Origin of the sequence: Sediminibacterium soli, assembly GCF_009939225.1 — a bacterium.
Lineage (GTDB): Bacteria > Bacteroidota > Bacteroidia > Chitinophagales > Chitinophagaceae > Sediminibacterium > Sediminibacterium soli.
On sequence record NZ_JAACJR010000006.1, the window covers coordinates 89,963 to 107,416 of the forward strand.

Here is a 17,454-nt window from a genome sequence, read left to right on the forward strand (position 1 = left end):
CGTAAGAAGACTGATCCTGATCCTGCCGGAACAGCTTCCTAATTGCTTCCGGTCTGCGTACTGTCTGCAGGCGGACTGAACCGGATACTTTCCTCTTTTTTCCCAAACAGTTTTTCAAAATCCTTCCGGTAGGAGATACTGATACCCTGCCGGTTCCTCCGGCCAAAGCTGGTGCTGCTGAGCAGGTCCAGCGTATTGCGGTTAAAGATGATCAGGCGCAGTTTCCTGTCTTTGGTAAGAATGAACTCGATGTTCATATTGGGCAGCCACTGCGTGGCGCCGTTCGATACAACGGAACTTCCCACATTGAAATCGATATCGCTGCCCACCGTAACGATGATCTTGTCGTTGGCGAAAGCCCTTGTCAGTTTCAGGTCCACACGCGTACGGTCTATCCTGCTGGCCGCGCCGGCGCTGGTTGGATCAATGATACTGGCACTGCTGTAGGCGCTGGTGCCGATATCGAACCGTATGCTTCTGTCTCCCGTGATCTTGTACAGGATATTACTGAACAGTTTGTTCACTTCTTTTGTCAGCAGCTGTGAAAGCGAGTTATAGGTGATCGCGTACGGGTTTACAAATGCAGAACTGGAACTGGAGCCGCTGCCCGCAGGTACGAACTGGTTAAAGATGATCACATAGGCCACCTGGTTCAGCAGCAGGTTCTGGTCTTTTTCAAGACGGTTCAGGTACTGCATGAAATCGTTATCGGATTTCACCGGGCTCGACTGTGGGAAATCGAGCCGGAACTTGATATCGGGTTTGGTGAGTTTGTCTCTCAACTGTGCGATCACGTATACATCGCCGCGGTAGCCCTGTACGGCACTGCCGAAACGGTTATTACCGATCAGTTCGCTAAGACTTACCCGCTCTGCCGTATACTGTGCATCGATATGCAGATCGGCGCGGAAGGGATCCCCGGTCCAGTCTATATAATTGCCCGCATCGGGCAACAGCACGAACGGGCGTTTGATCAATCCCCGCAGGTTGAACAGGTAATTACCGCTGTCGATATAATACCGCCCACGCATGGTAAGCGATTCGGTGGTACCGGCGTGCATCAGCAAACGACCATTACCTACGGCAGAGATCACATCGCCTTCCAGTTCATCGAGGATCACATCGATCTTTACATTGTTGTTGGCAGTGAGATCCAGGTCAACGGTAAGATTGAACGGGTTGGTCTTTTCCGGCTGGGCTATCTCGGTGCCGTATTGCTTGAATACGATAAAGTCTGCGTTACCGCTTTGCCGGGTGATGGAGTTGGGTATAAAAATACGGGATGTGTCGTTTGCCACGGCGGTCATCGACATATGGCAATTGTACTCCGGCCCGGTAAAGCGCAGGTTGGCCCGACCGATCGCTTTTCCGTAGAATTGTTTGTTGTCGGACGAGCGTGTGTCGATCAGTAACAGTTTATCGGTGCTGAGGTCAAAATCGAACCGCATATCCTGGAATCCCTTCTCGTATAATTTTCCGCTGACACTGCCTGTGTTGTTGTACCTGTCCCGTATGCGGAAATTGCCGAAATCGATGCCATCCTCCTGGAAATTGATATCGGCCGAATCGATCCGGTAGGTGACCTGTGTATAGTTCACCTTCATGCTGGCATCCCGCAGCTTAATCCGGCCCAGCAGGTTGGGTGCGTTCAGGTTGCCGCTGATGGACAGGTTGCCCGTTGCCTTGCCGTGCATATCGCTGAACAGGGTATTGAGGAACCGGTGCAATATATCGATCTGCGATTCCTGCAGCTGTATATCGGTTGTAAGCGAATTGCCGGTGGTATCCTTGATATTGTAACTGCCTTTGGCCGTAAAGCGATAGCCCTCGTTGGGTGATTCGATGGTAAAAGGCAGATCGCCGGTTTGCCCGTCGTAATGTGCGCTGATATTTACCAGTCCGACAGAATCGTCATCCAGCCTAAACTGCTCGGCCTTCAGTTTTGCATCGGCGGAAAACGTGCCGAAGAAATTTTTCAGCACAATATCGCCCGTGGTCACGCCTTCCAGTCTTGGGTTTTTGAAGAGCAGGTAGGTAAGATCACCCATGATCACGTTCTTCAGTTTCACAATAAGGTTCTGCGTATTGCCGCCATCCTCTTCCTCTGTTTCAACCGTGATCTCCTGGAAGCCCTGTGAAAATTTGATGTTATTGGCGCGTACAAAATGTTTGCGTACGGTAAGCTCACCGGCTTTTTCTATCGCCCATTTCTTTTCATTCAGTACAAAAGAAGAGGGTCTGAACTGTACGCGTACGCCATCATCCAGCGTGTATACATCGGCAAACAGGTCGGCATCGTTCAGCGTATTGTCTGCGCTGGTTTTGACCGACACTTCCGAGTGGTCGTTAGACGACACAATGGCGAACTGTGTGTTCGGGAACCGCAGGCTGTCTGTGGCCTGCACACTGCCGATGGTGCCCCGTACAGAGAGGGTGTCGATGGTACCCTTGCCCGTTAGGCCCAGACTGGTAAAACTGATCTTCCCGATCTTGCCGAAAGGAACGGTAGCCACAACGTTGAGCGAATTGTTATAAGTGTCTATCGAACCGCTGACGGAGGCATCGTTGAAACCGGACAGTTTCTGATCGAACAGGGCCAGGTACGGCTCAAAATAGTTGGTGTTGACAATAAAACTGAATCGCTGGTTGACCGGTATCGAATCAGGCGGCTTGATATATGCCGGATAATAGTGGCTCAGGAAATTCTGGAAGCTGGCCGGCAATGCCTGTATGTTGAATTGCCCGCGTATAGTGGCATTCAGCTCATTGCTGCCGAGGTGCAGCTGTTTAACGGAATCAACATATTCTGAAACCAGGTTCAGCGAGTCGAATGACAGCTTTACCCTGGGCGAAGTGATGCCGGCGTTCAGGAACTTAGCGGTTCCCAGGAAGTTGTCGATATTGGTGCCTGTAAAGTTTACGTCGAGAAGCCCGGTTAACTGCAGGGAATCTTTCAGTTGGCCAAACAGGTTCAGCGCTTTCAGATTGGAATGCGCCAGATCACCTACAATGTTAAAACGCGGCAGCTGTCCCGTCAGGTCTACCTCTACCTGGCTGTTGAAATCGAGGTTGGGGTCGTTGATCTTCAGTTCGCCCGTAAAATATTTTTTCTGGAAAGTACCGTTGGTGATGATGTTGGTATACGTGTAATTCTTGTAGGCAAGCGATGAAATATTTCCCTCCAGCGTTGTGCGCAGCCGATCCACGTTAAAGCTGCTTCCGGTGATCTTTCCCTTGAAATCCACCAGTCCCAGGTCTTCATGGTTCAGGAATTTGCCCATGTTGAAACGGATGGTTTCGATATCACCGGTATAAACGGGGTCGCCGCTGCGGGGCAACTGCAGACTGATATTTGTTTTGACACCTCCCAGCTGCGTGCTGAAACTTCCCGCCGTGATGAAATTGTGTATGGTTCCGTTAAAGTTGCCGCGGTACAATATGGTGCCCAGCGCGGCCATATTGGGCGAGTTTACGTTCTTCAGCGCAGGAATAAATATACCCAGGTCGTAATGGTTGGTGGTGAGTGTGCCGCCGTTCAGCGATATCCGCGCGCGGTCAATATCCGGAAGCCCCTTCATGGCCAGCGTGCCCGATACATTTGTGGTGGCGCCTATACGGGCCGAGAGATTGTGTACGGTAAAATCGGCCACCGTTCCGTGAAAATTACCCGACAGTGTCGTTTCTTTTTTCCAGGTACGCAGCTCGGGGGCAAAGAAGGCAATATCGTCGCTGTTCACCTTTGCATTGCTGAAATGCGCATCCATTTTTACCCGGGTGGTATAATCGCCGAAATCCCTGTTGAAATCCGAGAAACGCATGGCATAGTAATTCGTCAGCCTGCTTTTGTTTGTCTGCAGGTCCAGGTTGGCAAACTCCATGATCTGCGGCGTGAACCTGAAATGCGCTTTCAGTTTTTTGATCTCTATACCGGATCTGTCTTTTACACCAAGATCCACCACCGCCCGCAAAGTGTCTTTCACAACAGAAAGATTACCGATGGTGCCGGTGAGTTTACTCAGTCTGATATGGCTGCCGTCGAAATAGGGAAGGGGTTTGTCGCCGTCGCTGTCGAGGTAAAGATTGCCGTTCCTGATCTGTATCTTTCCCACTTTCGCAACCATGTTGCCCGGGTTAAAGTACAGGCCGGTATCGGCGCCTGCGGGTTTGGGTCTTAATGAGTCGGGTCTCAGTGCCGGCAGGTTCTGGATGCCGAAATAGGGGTTATCGAGGGTGATCTCGTTGATCGCATACTGGTTGTTGGGCAGGTCGATGTTTTCTGCATCCACCAGCAGGCTGCCCACGCTTACCGTCATCCTTTCACCGCGCCAGCGGTCGTCCTGCAGGAACCGTACATTTTTGAAATCGATCTTTTTCAGGTTCAGCGAAATGCCGCCTTTCCTGTCGCCGGTGGAAGGTGAACGGAAATAATCCAGCACGAACTGGTAGTTCCAGACAGAATCTTTCCGGTTCATATACACTGTTGCATCTTCCAGTCCTGCATATTTCAGGTCTGCCTTGTCTTTCAGAAAGAACCAGTCGGTGATCCTTACTTTCAGCTGTCCGGCATACAGCAACGTATCTTTTTGCCTGTCCCTGATCAACGCCCCCTCCATATTGAGGCTGTTGAACAGGGCAATGTTAACGCTGCGTATGCTTACCTCGGTGCCCAGGGCCCTGGATAATTTGCCCGCGGCATAATGCACCAGCCAGTTCTGAACGGTAGAGGTTTGTATAGCAATAAAGATCAGTAATATAAAAGCTATCAGGATGAGGAGCGCGCGACGTAATATTTTCAGGAACCGCTTCAGGTACAGGTATTTAACGGTAAAAATAAGGCATCGCGTGATTACTGCAATTTTGGGGCCGGGAGAGGGGAGGGATTGAGGGGAATTGAGGGATAGCCGAAGGGCGATTGCCGATTGCTGATTGGGAAGAAAGCTGGTGGGTACCGGGCATTCCCCGAAAAAGCCAGACCCCCAACTCACGATAACCCACGCCTCCCGTCCTTACCCCACTTCTGCCGCAGCGGCAACCTCTTCTCTGGCTGGCAGGGAGATAATAAAGGTGGCGCCTTCGTTTTCGGCGCTTACGGCATTGATATAGCCGTTGTGTTTTTCCATGATCTGTTTGCACAACGCGAGGCCGATGCCGGTGCCCTCGTACTCGTTGTGCACATGCAGACGTTTGAACATATCGAATATCTGTTCGGCGTATTTCTGGTTAAAACCAATGCCGTTGTCTTTGATGAATATGCGGTAATAATGTGTTTGTCCGCGTTTGGGGGCCGCGTTCAGGTTATCGCAGTAGATATGGATTTCCGGGGGCACATTGGGTTTGCTGTATTTGATGGCGTTGCCGACAAGATTCAGGAACAGCGATTTAATGAGCACGGGGTTTACCGCCAGCACGGGCAGGGGGCCCACATCGATGCGGGCATCCTTGTTTTGTATCTGGGTATCGAGCTCATCGAGCACTTCCTGCACAAGGGGGTTGAATTCGGTTCTGACAAAAGGCTCTTTTTCTGTGGAGATCTTGGAAAAAGTAAGGATATCCTTGATCAGCTCCTGCATGCGCTCGGCGGCTTTCTGGATGATGCGGATTTTGGACTGCGCGTCTTCGTCCAGCTGCGCTTTGTGTTTGATGGCAAGCAGGTCGCTGAAAGTGCGGATCTTGCGCAGCGGCTCCTGCATATCGTGCGATGCCATGAAGGCAAAGCGGTCCAGTTCCTTGTTGGCGGTTTCCAGGCTTTCTATATTGACCAGCAGTTTTTTGTTCAGCTCGTTCACTTTTTCCTCCGACAGTTTCCGCTCCTTGATCTCGTTCTCGAGATTTTTGTTGATTGACCGGAGCTTTTCTTCCTGCGAAAGTAACTGGTGGTTCTTTTTGTACAGTTCCACGAACACAGACACTTTGGCCCGCAGGAGCTCGGGGTTGACCGGTTTGAAGATATAATCCACTGCGCCGGACCGGTAACCCTTGAATATGTTCTCCTCACCGTAATTGTTGGCGGTGATGAAAATGATGGGGATATGTTTCAGCTTCTCCCGCTCATAGATCAGCGCGGCGGTCTCAAAGCCGTTGAGGTTGGGCATCTTTACATCCATCAGGATAAGGGCAAAATCAAATTCGTTCAGCAGTATCTTCAATGCCTGCCTGCCCGAGCTGGCTTTCACAAAATGATATCCGTCTGCCTCGAGGATCGTCTCGAGCGAAAAAAGATTGTCTTCCCTGTCGTCAACCAGTAATATCTTTTGCGGCATGAGGGGAGGAGTAGTTAAAAATAATCGTTAAAAAATCGGTTTTGGGTGTAAGGTTCAAACGGATATTGATCAGTTGCCCATGGTTATTTATTTATAGAACCAGAGACGCATGAGCGATAGTAACTGGTCTATTTTTAACGGTTTGGTGATATAATCGGAAGCGCCGGCCTCAATGCATTTCTGTCTGTCTCCCTTCATCGCCTTGGCGGTTACCGCTATGATCGGCAAAGTGCTGTTTTTGTGCTCACGCCGTATCTTCTGCGTGGTTTCATAGCCGTCCATTTCGGGCATCATGATATCCATCAGCACCATATCGATCTTGGGATTGTCGTCGCTGATGATCTGTATCGCTTCCTTACCGCTTTCGGCGGTGATCACGTTTACATTATACCTTTCAAATACGGTGGTAAGGGCAAACAGGTTTCTTACATCATCATCCACCACCAGTATGTTCTTGCCTGTGAGTATATCTTCTTTCATGCGTATGTTCTCGATCACCCTGCGTTTTTCCTGCGGCAGATCCTTATGGGAATAATGCAGGTGCAGCACGGTTTCTTCGAGCAGGTGCTCCAGCGAATTCACGCCCTTTGTCATGACAGTATTGGAGGTGCGGTTGATGGTGTTCAGCTCCGATTTGGTGAAATCCTTTGCCGAATACACGATCACCGGTGTGAGTTTCTTCTTGGTCTCGCCCACCTGGTCTATCAGTTCGGTGCCGGATATATCGGGCAGGGTATAGTCCAGTATGATACAGTCGTAATCTTCTGCCGCTATGTTCTCCAATGCTTTCTTGCCGGTGGGCGCAATGGTTACCTGCATGGAATCGCTCTCGAGCATTTTGGCGATCTGTGACGAATCGAGCTCGTTGTCTTCCACCACCAGTATGTTCCTGGTTGGTTTGTTGGCGAAGGAGCGGATATCGTCGAACAGTTCGTTAAGCGCATCGTTGGCAAGCGGCTTCAGCAGGAAGCTTCTTGCACCGCGTTTCAATGCCAGGTTGCGGTTCTCTTCGCCTGAGATCAGGTAAATGGGAATATGACGGTAGTTGAGATCGTTGCGCAGCAGGTCGAGCACTTTCCATCCGCTGGTATCGGGCAGTTTCACATCGAGCGTGATGGCCACCGGTGCAAAACGGTTCACAAAATCAAACACTTCTATATAGCTGATGGCCACCACCGCTTTCATGCCGTATTCATGCGCTTTTTCAATGATGATCTTGCCAAAACGCAGGTCGTCTTCCACCACCAGTATCACCTTGTCGGACGTGGTGATATTGTTGCGGTCGTCGCCTGTTTCATTGATCATTTCGCTTACAATGTTCAGGTTCTTGGCATCCGCTCCTTCGTTGGTGGCGCGGATAGAGTGTATCAGCGTGTCTATCTCCGTGTTGTCCGGTCCCAGGTGGTAGCTGCCAAGATCGGGAGCTTCCTTGGTAACCACGCCGGTGATATTCTCTACCGGCAGGAACAGTGTGAACGTGCTTCCGGTGCTGGTATCGCTCTCCAGTTCAATGGTGCCGCCCAACAGTTCAGCCAGGCCGCGGCTGATCGACAATCCAAGACCCGTGCCGCCGTATTTGCGGCTGGTAGAACCCTCGGCCTGCTGGAATGCTTCGAAGATGATATTCTGTTTCTCCTGCGGTATACCGATGCCCGTATCGCTGATCGCAAAAGCCACCACGCGTTTGGCGTTATCGAGACTGGAATTGCCGGTTTTCCAGTTGCGGCCGGCTTCGTAGATCTTCAGTTTTACCTCGCCTTTTTCCGTGAATTTGAAGGCGTTTGAGAGGAGGTTTTTGAGGATCTGGTTCAGGCGCTGAAGATCCGTTTCCATCATCACCGGCAGCTTGGCATCGGTTTCGATGGTAAAGCGGAGATGTCTTGCTTCCGAGATCGGTTTAAATGTGGTCTCCACAAAATTGGCGATCTCCGCAAAACGAACGGTACCCATATTGGCGGTGATGAAGCCAGATTCGATCTTCGACAGATCGAGGATATCGTTGATCAGCTGGATAAGATCATCGCCGCAGGAGTGGATCGTTTTGGCGTAGCGGATCTGTTTTTCATTAAGATTGCCTTCCGCGTTTTCATACAGCTGCTGCGCCAGGATCAGCAAACTGTTCAGCGGTGTTCGCAGCTCGTGCGACATATTTGCGAGGAACTCCGATTTGTATTTGGAGGTAAGCGTAAGCTGTTCCGCTTTTTCTTCGAGCGATCGCCTGGCTTCTTCCACCTCGCGGTTCTTTTCTTCCACTTCGTTCTTCTGTTTCACCAGCAGCAATGCTTTATCCTGGAGCTCGTCGTTGGTTCGGCTCAGCTCTTCCTGCTGTATTTTCAACTCACCGGCAAGCGACTGCGATTGTATCAGCAGCTCTTCTGTACGGGTACTTGCCTCGATGGTGTTCAACACGATACCGATACTTTCCGTCAACTGCTCAAGGAAGTCGAGGTGCGTCTGGCTGAAGGTATCCAGCGAAGCAAGTTCGATCACCGCCTTCACATTGTTCTCGAACAATACCGGCAGGATGATCAGGTTGGCAGGTTTTGCCTTGCCAAGACCTGAATTGATCTTGATATAATTGGCCGGTATATTGGACAGGATGATCCTTTCTTTTTCAAATGCAACCTGTCCCACCAATCCCTCACCGATGGAAAAATCTACGGGAATGTTTTTGTCGGATTTGTAACCGTAGGCCGAGAACAGACTGAGTTTGGATTCCTGGGTCTCCTCGTTTTGTTTGAGGATATAGAATGCACCGTAGTGGGCAACCACCACCTGTGCCAGTTCAGACAATATTCTTTGGGTTACCGTTTTCAGGTCTTTCTGTCCCTGCAGCATCTGTGTGAACTTGGCCAGGTTCGATTTCAGCCAGTCCTGTTCCTGGTTCAGCAGGGTAGTTGCTTTCAGGTTCGCGATCATCTGGTTGATGGTATCCTTCAGGGCTTCCACTTCTCCTTTTGCTTCCACGGATATCTCACGCGTCAGGTCGCCCTTGGTTACCGCCGATGCCACTTCGGAGATAGAACGTACCTGCGTGGTCAGGTTCTGCGCCAGCTGGTTTACGTTCTCGGTCAGGTTCTTCCAGATACCGGATGCGCCCGGTACCGACGCCTGTCCGCCCAGTCTTCCTTCCACACCCACTTCACGCGCCACATTGGTTACCTGGTCGGCAAACAGGGCCAGTGTATCGATCATCTCGTTGATGGTATCGATCAGCTGTGCCACTTCACCGCGAGATACGATGGCCAGTTTTTGTTTCAGGTTACCGGTAGCCACCGCGGTTACCACTTTGGCAATACCACGCACCTGGTTGGTAAGATTGGATGCCATCATGTTCACCGAGTCGGTAAGATCCTTCCAGGTACCCGCCACACCTTTTACTTCTGCCTGTCCGCCCAGTTTACCCTCGGTGCCCACTTCACGCGCCACGCGCGTTACCTCAAAGGCAAAGGAGTTCAACTGTTCCACCATGGTATTGATGGTATTCTTCAGATCCAGGATCTCGCCTTTTACATCGATGGCCACGGTTTTTGACAGGTCACCCGAAGCCACCGCCTTGGTTACCTCGGCGATATTACGCACCTGCGCCGTCAGGTTACCCGTCATCTGGTTCACCGAGTCGGTAAGGTCTTTCCAGGTACCCGCCACGCCCGGTACGAATGCCTGTCCGCCCAGTTTACCGTCGGTACCCACTTCCCGCGCCACACGCGTCACTTCCGATGCAAAGGCACGGAGCTGGTCCACCATCGTGTTCAGGGTTTCTTTCAGCTGCAGGATCTCGCCGCGCACATCCACCGTGATTTTCTTCGACATGTCGCCGTTCGCCACCGCGATGGCCACATCGGCGATGTTACGCACCTGCGCCGTCAGGTTGCCGGCCATCTGGTTTACCGAGTCCGTAAGGTCCTTCCAGGTACCCGCCACGCCGGGCACGTTGGCCTGTCCGCCCAGTTTTCCCTCGGTGCCCACTTCCCGCGCCACCCTGGTTACTTCCGATGCAAAACCGCGGAGCTGGTCCACCATGGTATTGATGGTATTTTTCAATTCCAGGATCTCACCTTTTACATCCACACCGATCTTGCGCGAAAGGTCACCGTTCGCCACCGCCGTTGTTACTTCGGCGATATTGCGCACCTGCGAAGTAAGGTTGGACGCCATTTTATTTACAGAGTCCGTCAGGTCTTTCCAGGTACCACCCACGCCCGGCACATCGGCCTGGCCACCCAGTTTTCCCTCAGTACCCACTTCCCGTGCCACCCTGGTTACTTCCGATCCGAATGAATTCAGCTGGTCCACCATCGTATTGATGGTATTCTTAAGGTCAAGGATCTCACCGCGTACATCCACGGTGATCTTGCGCGACAAATCGCCTTTTGCCACGGCCGTTGTTACCTCGGCGATATTCCGCACCTGGCCTGTCAGGTTACCGGCCATATTGTTTACCGAATCGGTCAGGTCTTTCCATACACCGCCCACGCCTTCCACCGCAGCCTGTCCGCCCAGCTTACCTTCCGAACCCACTTCCCGCGCCACACGTGTTACTTCCGATGCAAAACCGCGGAGCTGGTCCACCATGGTATTGATGGTATTCTTCAGCTCCAGGATCTCGCCTTTTACATCCACATCGATCTTACGCGACAAATCGCCCGTTGCCACGGCCGTTGTTACCTCGGCGATGTTGCGCACCTGCGAGGTAAGGTTGGAGGCCATTTTATTTACAGAGTCCGTCAGGTCTTTCCAGGTACCACCCACGCCCGGCACATCGGCCTGTCCGCCCAGCTTACCTTCCGAACCCACTTCCCGCGCCACCCGCGTTACTTCTGAACCAAAGGAGTTCAGTTGGTCCACCATGGTATTGATGGTATTCTTTAATTCGAGGATCTCGCCTTTTACGTCAACGGTAATTTTGCGCGACAGGTCACCTTTCGCCACGGCCGTTGTTACCTCGGCGATATTACGTACCTGACCCGTGAGGTTGGAAGCCATCTGGTTCACCGAATCGGTAAGGTCCTTCCAGGTACCGGCCACGCCTTTTACCTGCGCCTGTCCGCCCAGTTTACCTTCGGTACCCACTTCCAGCGCAACCCGTGTTACCTCGGCAGAGAAGGAGTTGAGCTGGTCTACCATAGTGTTGATGGTATTCTTCAGCTCCAGGATCTCGCCTTTTACATCCACCGTGATCTTGCGCGACAAATCGCCTTTTGCCACGGCGGTGGTTACTTCGGCGATGTTACGCACCTGGGCCGTCAGGTTACTGCCCATCTGGTTTACGGAATCGGTCAGGTCTTTCCATACACCCGCCACACCTTTTACTTTCGCCTGTCCGCCGAGTTTACCCTCCGAACCCACTTCCCGCGCCACCCGCGTTACTTCGGAAGAGAAGGAGTTGAGCTGGTCCACCATAGTGTTGATGGTGTTCTTCAGCTCCAGGATCTCACCTTTTACGTCCACGGTGATCTGTCGAGACAGATCACCTTTTGCCACGGCGGTAGTTACCTCTGCGATATTCCGCACCTGGCCGGTAAGATTAGATGCCATCTGGTTCACCGAGTCGGTGAGGTCTTTCCAGGTACCCGCCACACCCTTTACCTGTGCCTGTCCGCCCAGTTTACCCTCGGTACCCACTTCCAGCGCCACACGGGTTACTTCGGAAGAGAAGGAGTTGAGCTGGTCCACCATGGTATTGATGGTGTTCTTCAGCTCCAGGATCTCGCCTTTTACATCCACCGTAATCTTTTTCGACAGGTCGCCCTTGGCCACGGCGGTGGTTACTTCGGCGATATTCCGCACCTGTGCGGTAAGGTTGGATGCCATACCGTTCACAGAATCGGTGAGGTCTTTCCATACACCCGCCACGCCTTTTACTTTGGCCTGTCCACCCAGTTTACCTTCCGAACCCACTTCCCGCGCCACACGCGTTACTTCCATAGAGAACAGGTTCAGCTGTTTCACCATGTCGTTCACCTCGCGGGCGATGCGGCCGAATTCACCCTGCAGGTTATGCCCGCCGATTTCCAGCGGCATATCCTGCGACAGGTTACCCTTGGCCACCGAGCTGATCACATGCGCGATCTCGATGGTGGGGTGAACAAGATCGGAGATCAGTGTGTTAAGCGATTCCACACCGGTGCCCCAGGAGCCTTTGGCATTGGGGACTTCTATGCGCTGTGTAAGTTTACCCTGTTTACCGATGGTATTACCCGCCTTGGTAAACTCCAGCATCATTTTTTCGTTAAGGGAGATGATATCGTTGATCGTGTCGCAGATCTTACCGCTCAGACCAACCTGGTCGATCGGCATGCGCACATTGAAGTTGCCGTTCTTGACCGCGGTGAGCACTTCAAGCAGGTAACCTTCATTGTAAGCCATATGTCCGTTGGAATAACCTGGGTGGGAAGCTTTCTTTTTCCCGTTACCGTTTCTTACGCCGGGGGCGGCGAGTTTGCGGGACACGACCGGTTTGGCCTTTGCCGCTGTGGCAGAGGCGCGTGTTTTGGATTTAGTGGTAGGCATTTCGTGGGTTCCTTGGTTTGTCAGTTCGGCTGCATGTGCAAACACATGAGCCCAGTAGGGTTGCCATATAAAAGAAGCATATACAATGCCATAAAAAAACAGCCTGTTTTAAGGCTGTTTTACCCCTGAATTCGCTTGCACTTACCGGGCAATAAGGTAAACTGGGGAAAAAAATCCCCAGTTTATGCATCATAAGTCACTGATCTGGTAGGTGATCGGCAGGGTAAACCTTGTTTTTACATTTTTTCCTTTGATCTGGCCGGGTGTCCATTTGGGCATCTGGCGTACAACGCGGAGCGCTTCGTCCTCCAGCCCGTTTCCGAGCCTGGGCGAGATCACGCCGGGGTTATAGATCCTGCCCTGCTCATCCACCGCGAAACTGATTTTGACCGTTCCCTGCACCTCGTTGTCGAGCGCCGCTTCGGGATAGACGATGTTGCGCTCGATGAACTTCCGCAGCTCTTTTTCGCCGCCGGGGTAGGCGGGCATGATCTCCGCGCGGTTATACACACCCTCGCGGTCGGCTTCCATTCTGTCTGATGCCTGGGTGTTCAGGCTGGCCAGGATGATCCTTCCTTTCCGGCTGGTTTTTCGGGTGCGTGTGGTGCTCACTGTTTCGCCGGCTCTTTTTTCGGCAGGTGGTGCAACCGTGGTGGCAGGTGCCGCATTTTTTTCAACCGCCTTATCGTCTGCGGGCTTTGTCATGGAGTCGGTAACAGGGGTGGGGGCTGCGTTGTAAGGGTTGGGGGTGGATGATACCGTGGATGTGTCCATATGGTTATCGTTACCCCTGTCGTTCTTGCAGGCGATAAGCCAGAGCATCATACAGGCTGATGCCGTAATTGTTTTCAGGTACTGCATATCGTGTTGTTTTGTTGGTGAATGATCAGGGTTTTGTTTTGGGTGCCGCGGGCCGGGTCCTGGCCTTGTTAACGGCGGCTATCGAGTCGGCTATGCGTTTTTTCTCCCGTCTCTTGAAATACCCGCGGAACAGGAAATTGTTTTTAACTGCCTCCATGTTCTCGCTGAAGCCTTCCGCACCTTTTTTGATGCTCTGCACGGTCTGTTGCGTGGAGGCCACGGTTCCCTCGAGGTTGCGCGCCAGCTGGTCGCTGTTGAGCAGGCGGCCGAGCGAGCCCTCGCCATTGTTCACTTTGTAAACGATCTCCGCCAGGTTGCCGGTAAGTATGGTTGCGTTGTCTGCCACATCTCCCATACGTGCCAGTATATCGCTCATCTCCACGGGATTTTCTCCCTCCAGGTAATCGTTCTCGCCGATCACAGCGGCCCCGGGGCTGCCGTGTTCGATGATCACGATCTTATCGCCCATCAGTCCATCACTGCCGATGGTGGCATAGGCGTCTTTCTTAATGAATTTCTGTACATGCTTCTGCAGCGCCAGTGTTACGTTCACGGTAGAATCGTTGATGATCCGTATCGATTCCACCGTACCTACGTTGATGCCGGTAAAGCGTACAAAATTGCCTGCCTGCAGGCCCGACACATTTGCGTACTTTACCTGTACCTTAAAAGTGCTGTCGAACAGGTTCTTCTGGCTGCCGATGAAAAAGATGGCGAGCACCAGCAGGATGAACCCCACAAGCACCAGTGCCCCTGTTTTGATTTTCTGCGATGCTAACAATTTCATAAACTATCATTTAAAGAATGACCTGATAAATGCATCCGGACTGTTGGAAAGCTCCTCAAATGTTCCTTCGGCAATAAACCCGCCATCGTCCATGATCAGTATCCTGTCTGCCGTGATCCTGGCGCAGGGAATATCATGTGTGATGATAATGGAGGTTGTCTGGTATTTTTTCTGCATATCGAGTATCAGCTGACTGATTTCTTTCGAGGTAATGGTGTCCAGTCCGGTGGTTGGTTCATCGTACAGGATGATCTCGGGTTTAACGATAAGGGTTCTTGCCAATGCCATACGTTTGCGCATGCCGCCCGATAGTTCCGAGGGCATTTTATCGATCGCATCGGCCAGGCCCACCGCTTCCAGCACCTCCCTGCACAAAGCGTCTATTTCCTGCTGGTTCTTCTGTTTCAGCACACGTGTCAGCGGAAATTCCAGGTTCTCCCGAACGGTCATCGAATCGTACAACGCGCCGCTCTGGAACAGGAAACCGATCCGTCTTCTCAGTTCCTTCAGTTCATCGGATGAAATACTGCGCATATCATGACCCAGTACGGTCAGTGAGCCCGCATCCGGTTCTACCATGCGTACGATGCATTTGATCGCCACCGATTTTCCCTGTCCCGATCTCCCCAGCACCACGACATTCTCTCCCCGGGCAACGGTTAAACTGATATCTCTCAATACCTGTATATCGCCAAAGGATTTCTGCAGACCTTCTATTTCTATTACGTTCTCCATAATCAGTTATACACAAATGCATTTGTTATCTGTACCATCACGGCATCAATGAGTATGATCCATACCGATGCTGCCACCACCGCGGTATTGGCGGCCACGCCCACGCTCTCGGTGCCTTTGTTGGAATGATATCCCTTATAGCAACCCACAAACCCGATGATGAAGCCGAACAGGAATGTTTTGATGAAAGCCGGGAAAAAATCACCGAATACCGCGGTATTGAACGACTTGGCGAAATACAGCCGTGCATTCATGCTCATGGTAAGACTGGTGCCGAAGAAGCCGCCTGCCAGCGCAATGGTATCGGCAACCAGGGTCAGGATCGGTACCATTATGGTGCAGGCAAGTATCCTTGTTACCACCAGGTACTGAATGGGGTTGGCGCCGGATATTTCCATGGCATCTATCTGTTCGGTTACGTTCATGCTGCCCAGCTCGGCGCTGATGCCGGAGGCGATCTTGCCGGCGCAGATCAGCCCGATGATCACGGGACCTATTTCACGCATCATGGAAATAGACACCATGCTCGGCACATAGTTCTGTGCGCCAAAGGCCTTTAAGGTAGGCAGCGACTGAAGCGTGAGAACAAAGCCAAGGATAAATCCGGTAAGTACCACAATACCGATGGATTTGTATCCTATCACATAACATTGCCGGATGAATTCATTCCATTCAAAACCATTCCTGAAAATGTTACGGGCAAAACGCAGGAAAAATGCAACCTGGTTCCCACTTTCTTCAAGCACTGAAGTAAGGTATGAGGCGATTTTCATTACGCAGGTTTATAAATTCTGTCAATGTAATAAATGAAAACATCGTACCCCATTCCCAAAAAGATAGCGGGGAAACTTTTCTACAAACAAAGGTTTCAGGTCGGTAAATCCATTCCGGTCATTGGCATAAATATTTCACACGATGAGATAAAACCACGATTATGTCAATTCATATACTGGAAGCCGTTCAGCGGAAATTGAATCTGCCCGGACTGGTGAAAGTAACACCCGATAAAGGTGTCACTCCGCAACAGACATTACCGCGGCCGGCGCTGCACCAGGTGGCGCTGGTAACCGTGGCCGCTGCATTGTACAAACTAACCCGCACCAGTGAGGGCGTTGTGCGGTTGTTATTATCGGGTAAGAACGATAACTGGCTGGATCTGCCCGGGGCGCTGGGCACCACCCTGCCCGATGTGGTGGCAAAAGTGAGTGAGTACGGCGGCAGCGATGAGGGATCAACTGAAGCACTGATGCGCAAATTTGCGGATACCCTGCTGCTTGTGCTGCACGAGCAACTGGCCAACAATGTGAACCCCGACAGCGTTCACGAATTCATGTCTGGTCAGAGACACCATATCCTTGTGTATGTTCCAGCGGATCTTAAGCTGGGAAAAATGCTGAACGACAGTACCTGGGACGACCAGACAAATCATATGGAAGGCCCGGTGTCTAATTTCCTGCATAAGATAGAGAACCTGATGTCCTGAGTCATCAGGGAATCGTAATCTGATAATAACCCGATGGCCGGCTTCCGGCCAACAACGCGTTTTTTAAATATCCATAAAACAAACAACCATGAAACCCTTAGGAATCATCCTTGTCATTGCAGGTGTATTGATGTGTATTTTCAATACTGTTTCGTTCACAAAAAAAGAGAAAGTGGTGGACCTGGGTCCGGTAGAGGTTAATAAAACCGAAAAACGCACCACGAGCTGGCCTGTGTATGCCGGTATCGGAGTGGGTCTGCTTGGGATCGGCCTGATTGCAATAGACAGAAAAAATAAGTAGCTATGGAAAAGAATCTGCAAAGCAGCGAGGCGGTTACCAAACTGCAGGATATCATCAAAACAGTGAGAACCTGTATGCTGATCACTTCGGGTAAATCCGGTAAGAACGCCACCCGGCCAATGGCGGTGGTGGATGTGGATGCGCACGGCAATATCTGGTTCTTTGCCGGTAACCAATCCAATAAGATACAGGACATAGAAGCGGACCAGCAGGTGCAGCTGGTTTTTTCGCATCCGGGCAAGGAAGCCTACCTGGATATACATGGACGGGCCAGCGTGGAAACCGACCGGAAATACATACAGGATAAATGGGATCCGCTGGTAAAAGCCTGGTTTCCTGAAGGGGCAGATGACCCGGCATTGTGCCTGATCAGGGTCAGACCTGATGATGCATACTACTGGGATATCGAGAATACAAAAGTGGGTGCTATGGTGAAGATCGCCCTCTCTGCCGTTACGGGTAAAAAACGGGAAGAAGGTGTACATGGCCAGATGCATTTCTGATACAACTCATT

At 51.6% G+C, this 17,454-nt stretch carries 10 protein-coding genes; 3 read left to right on the forward strand and 7 right to left on the reverse strand.

The window, feature by feature from the left end; genetic code table 11:
- Nucleotides 1-38 precede the first annotated feature (38 nt).
- From GWC94_RS16990 to GWC94_RS04380, 7 genes are all read right to left on the reverse strand, one after another.
- Nucleotides 39-4,703, reverse strand: a complete 4,665-nt coding sequence (locus GWC94_RS16990) for a translocation/assembly module TamB domain-containing protein (protein ID WP_161833804.1) — start codon at nt 4,701-4,703, stop codon at nt 39-41.
- Between the two features lie 303 nt (nt 4,704-5,006).
- Entirely contained in the window at nt 5,007-6,260 is a 1,254-nt protein-coding gene (locus tag GWC94_RS04355) for a response regulator (protein ID WP_161833805.1), read from the reverse strand.
- An 87-nt stretch (nt 6,261-6,347) separates the two neighbouring features.
- Nucleotides 6,348-12,773 (reverse strand): HAMP domain-containing protein, encoded by a 6,426-nt coding sequence (locus GWC94_RS04360; protein ID WP_202628639.1) that lies wholly within the window; start codon nt 12,771-12,773, stop codon nt 6,348-6,350.
- 189 nt (nt 12,774-12,962) lie between these two features.
- On the reverse strand, nt 12,963-13,634 hold the full coding sequence (locus GWC94_RS04365) for an energy transducer TonB (RefSeq protein WP_161833806.1): 672 nt from the start codon (nt 13,632-13,634) through the stop codon (nt 12,963-12,965).
- 25 nt (nt 13,635-13,659) lie between these two features.
- A complete protein-coding gene (locus GWC94_RS04370; RefSeq protein ID WP_161833807.1) occupies nt 13,660-14,421 on the reverse strand; it encodes an MlaD family protein in 762 nt (253 codons plus the stop codon).
- A gap of 6 nt (nt 14,422-14,427) precedes the next feature.
- Nucleotides 14,428-15,156: an ABC transporter ATP-binding protein gene (locus GWC94_RS04375; protein ID WP_161833808.1), complete on the reverse strand. Its 729-nt coding sequence runs from the start codon at nt 15,154-15,156 to the stop codon at nt 14,428-14,430.
- A gap of 2 nt (nt 15,157-15,158) precedes the next feature.
- Entirely contained in the window at nt 15,159-15,929 is a 771-nt protein-coding gene (locus GWC94_RS04380) for an MlaE family ABC transporter permease (protein WP_161833809.1), read from the reverse strand.
- A gap of 161 nt (nt 15,930-16,090) precedes the next feature.
- On the opposite strand from GWC94_RS04380, the gene GWC94_RS04385 reads away from it, so the two are divergent.
- From GWC94_RS04385 to GWC94_RS04395, 3 genes are all read left to right on the forward strand, one after another.
- A complete protein-coding gene (locus tag GWC94_RS04385; protein ID WP_161833810.1) occupies nt 16,091-16,639 on the forward strand; it encodes a hypothetical protein in 549 nt (182 codons plus the stop codon).
- Nucleotides 16,640-16,727: 88 nt separating this feature from the next.
- The gene (locus GWC94_RS04390; RefSeq protein WP_161833811.1) at nt 16,728-16,940 is read left to right on the forward strand and encodes a hypothetical protein; all 213 of its coding nucleotides are present in this window, start codon (nt 16,728-16,730) and stop codon (nt 16,938-16,940) included.
- A 2-nt stretch (nt 16,941-16,942) separates the two neighbouring features.
- A complete protein-coding gene (locus tag GWC94_RS04395; protein ID WP_161833812.1) occupies nt 16,943-17,443 on the forward strand; it encodes a pyridoxamine 5'-phosphate oxidase family protein in 501 nt (166 codons plus the stop codon).
- Nucleotides 17,444-17,454 lie beyond the last annotated feature (11 nt).

What these genes read in the sequence shown, in the direction of transcription:
- GWC94_RS04355 (WP_161833805.1), bottom strand. Translation starts at nt 6,260, where the DNA reads ATGCCGCAAAAGATATTACTGGTTGACGACAGGGAAGACAATCTTTTT.
- GWC94_RS04360 (WP_202628639.1), bottom strand. Translation starts at nt 12,773, where the DNA reads ATGCCTACCACTAAATCCAAAACACGCGCCTCTGCCACAGCGGCAAAG.
- GWC94_RS04365 (WP_161833806.1), bottom strand. Translation starts at nt 13,634, where the DNA reads ATGCAGTACCTGAAAACAATTACGGCATCAGCCTGTATGATGCTCTGG.
- GWC94_RS04370 (WP_161833807.1), bottom strand. Translation starts at nt 14,421, where the DNA reads ATGAAATTGTTAGCATCGCAGAAAATCAAAACAGGGGCACTGGTGCTT.
- GWC94_RS04375 (WP_161833808.1), bottom strand. Translation starts at nt 15,156, where the DNA reads ATGGAGAACGTAATAGAAATAGAAGGTCTGCAGAAATCCTTTGGCGAT.
- GWC94_RS04380 (WP_161833809.1), bottom strand. Translation starts at nt 15,929, where the DNA reads ATGAAAATCGCCTCATACCTTACTTCAGTGCTTGAAGAAAGTGGGAAC.
- GWC94_RS04385 (WP_161833810.1), top strand. Translation starts at nt 16,091, where the DNA reads ATGTCAATTCATATACTGGAAGCCGTTCAGCGGAAATTGAATCTGCCC.
- GWC94_RS04390 (WP_161833811.1), top strand. Translation starts at nt 16,728, where the DNA reads ATGAAACCCTTAGGAATCATCCTTGTCATTGCAGGTGTATTGATGTGT.
- GWC94_RS04395 (WP_161833812.1), top strand. Translation starts at nt 16,943, where the DNA reads ATGGAAAAGAATCTGCAAAGCAGCGAGGCGGTTACCAAACTGCAGGAT.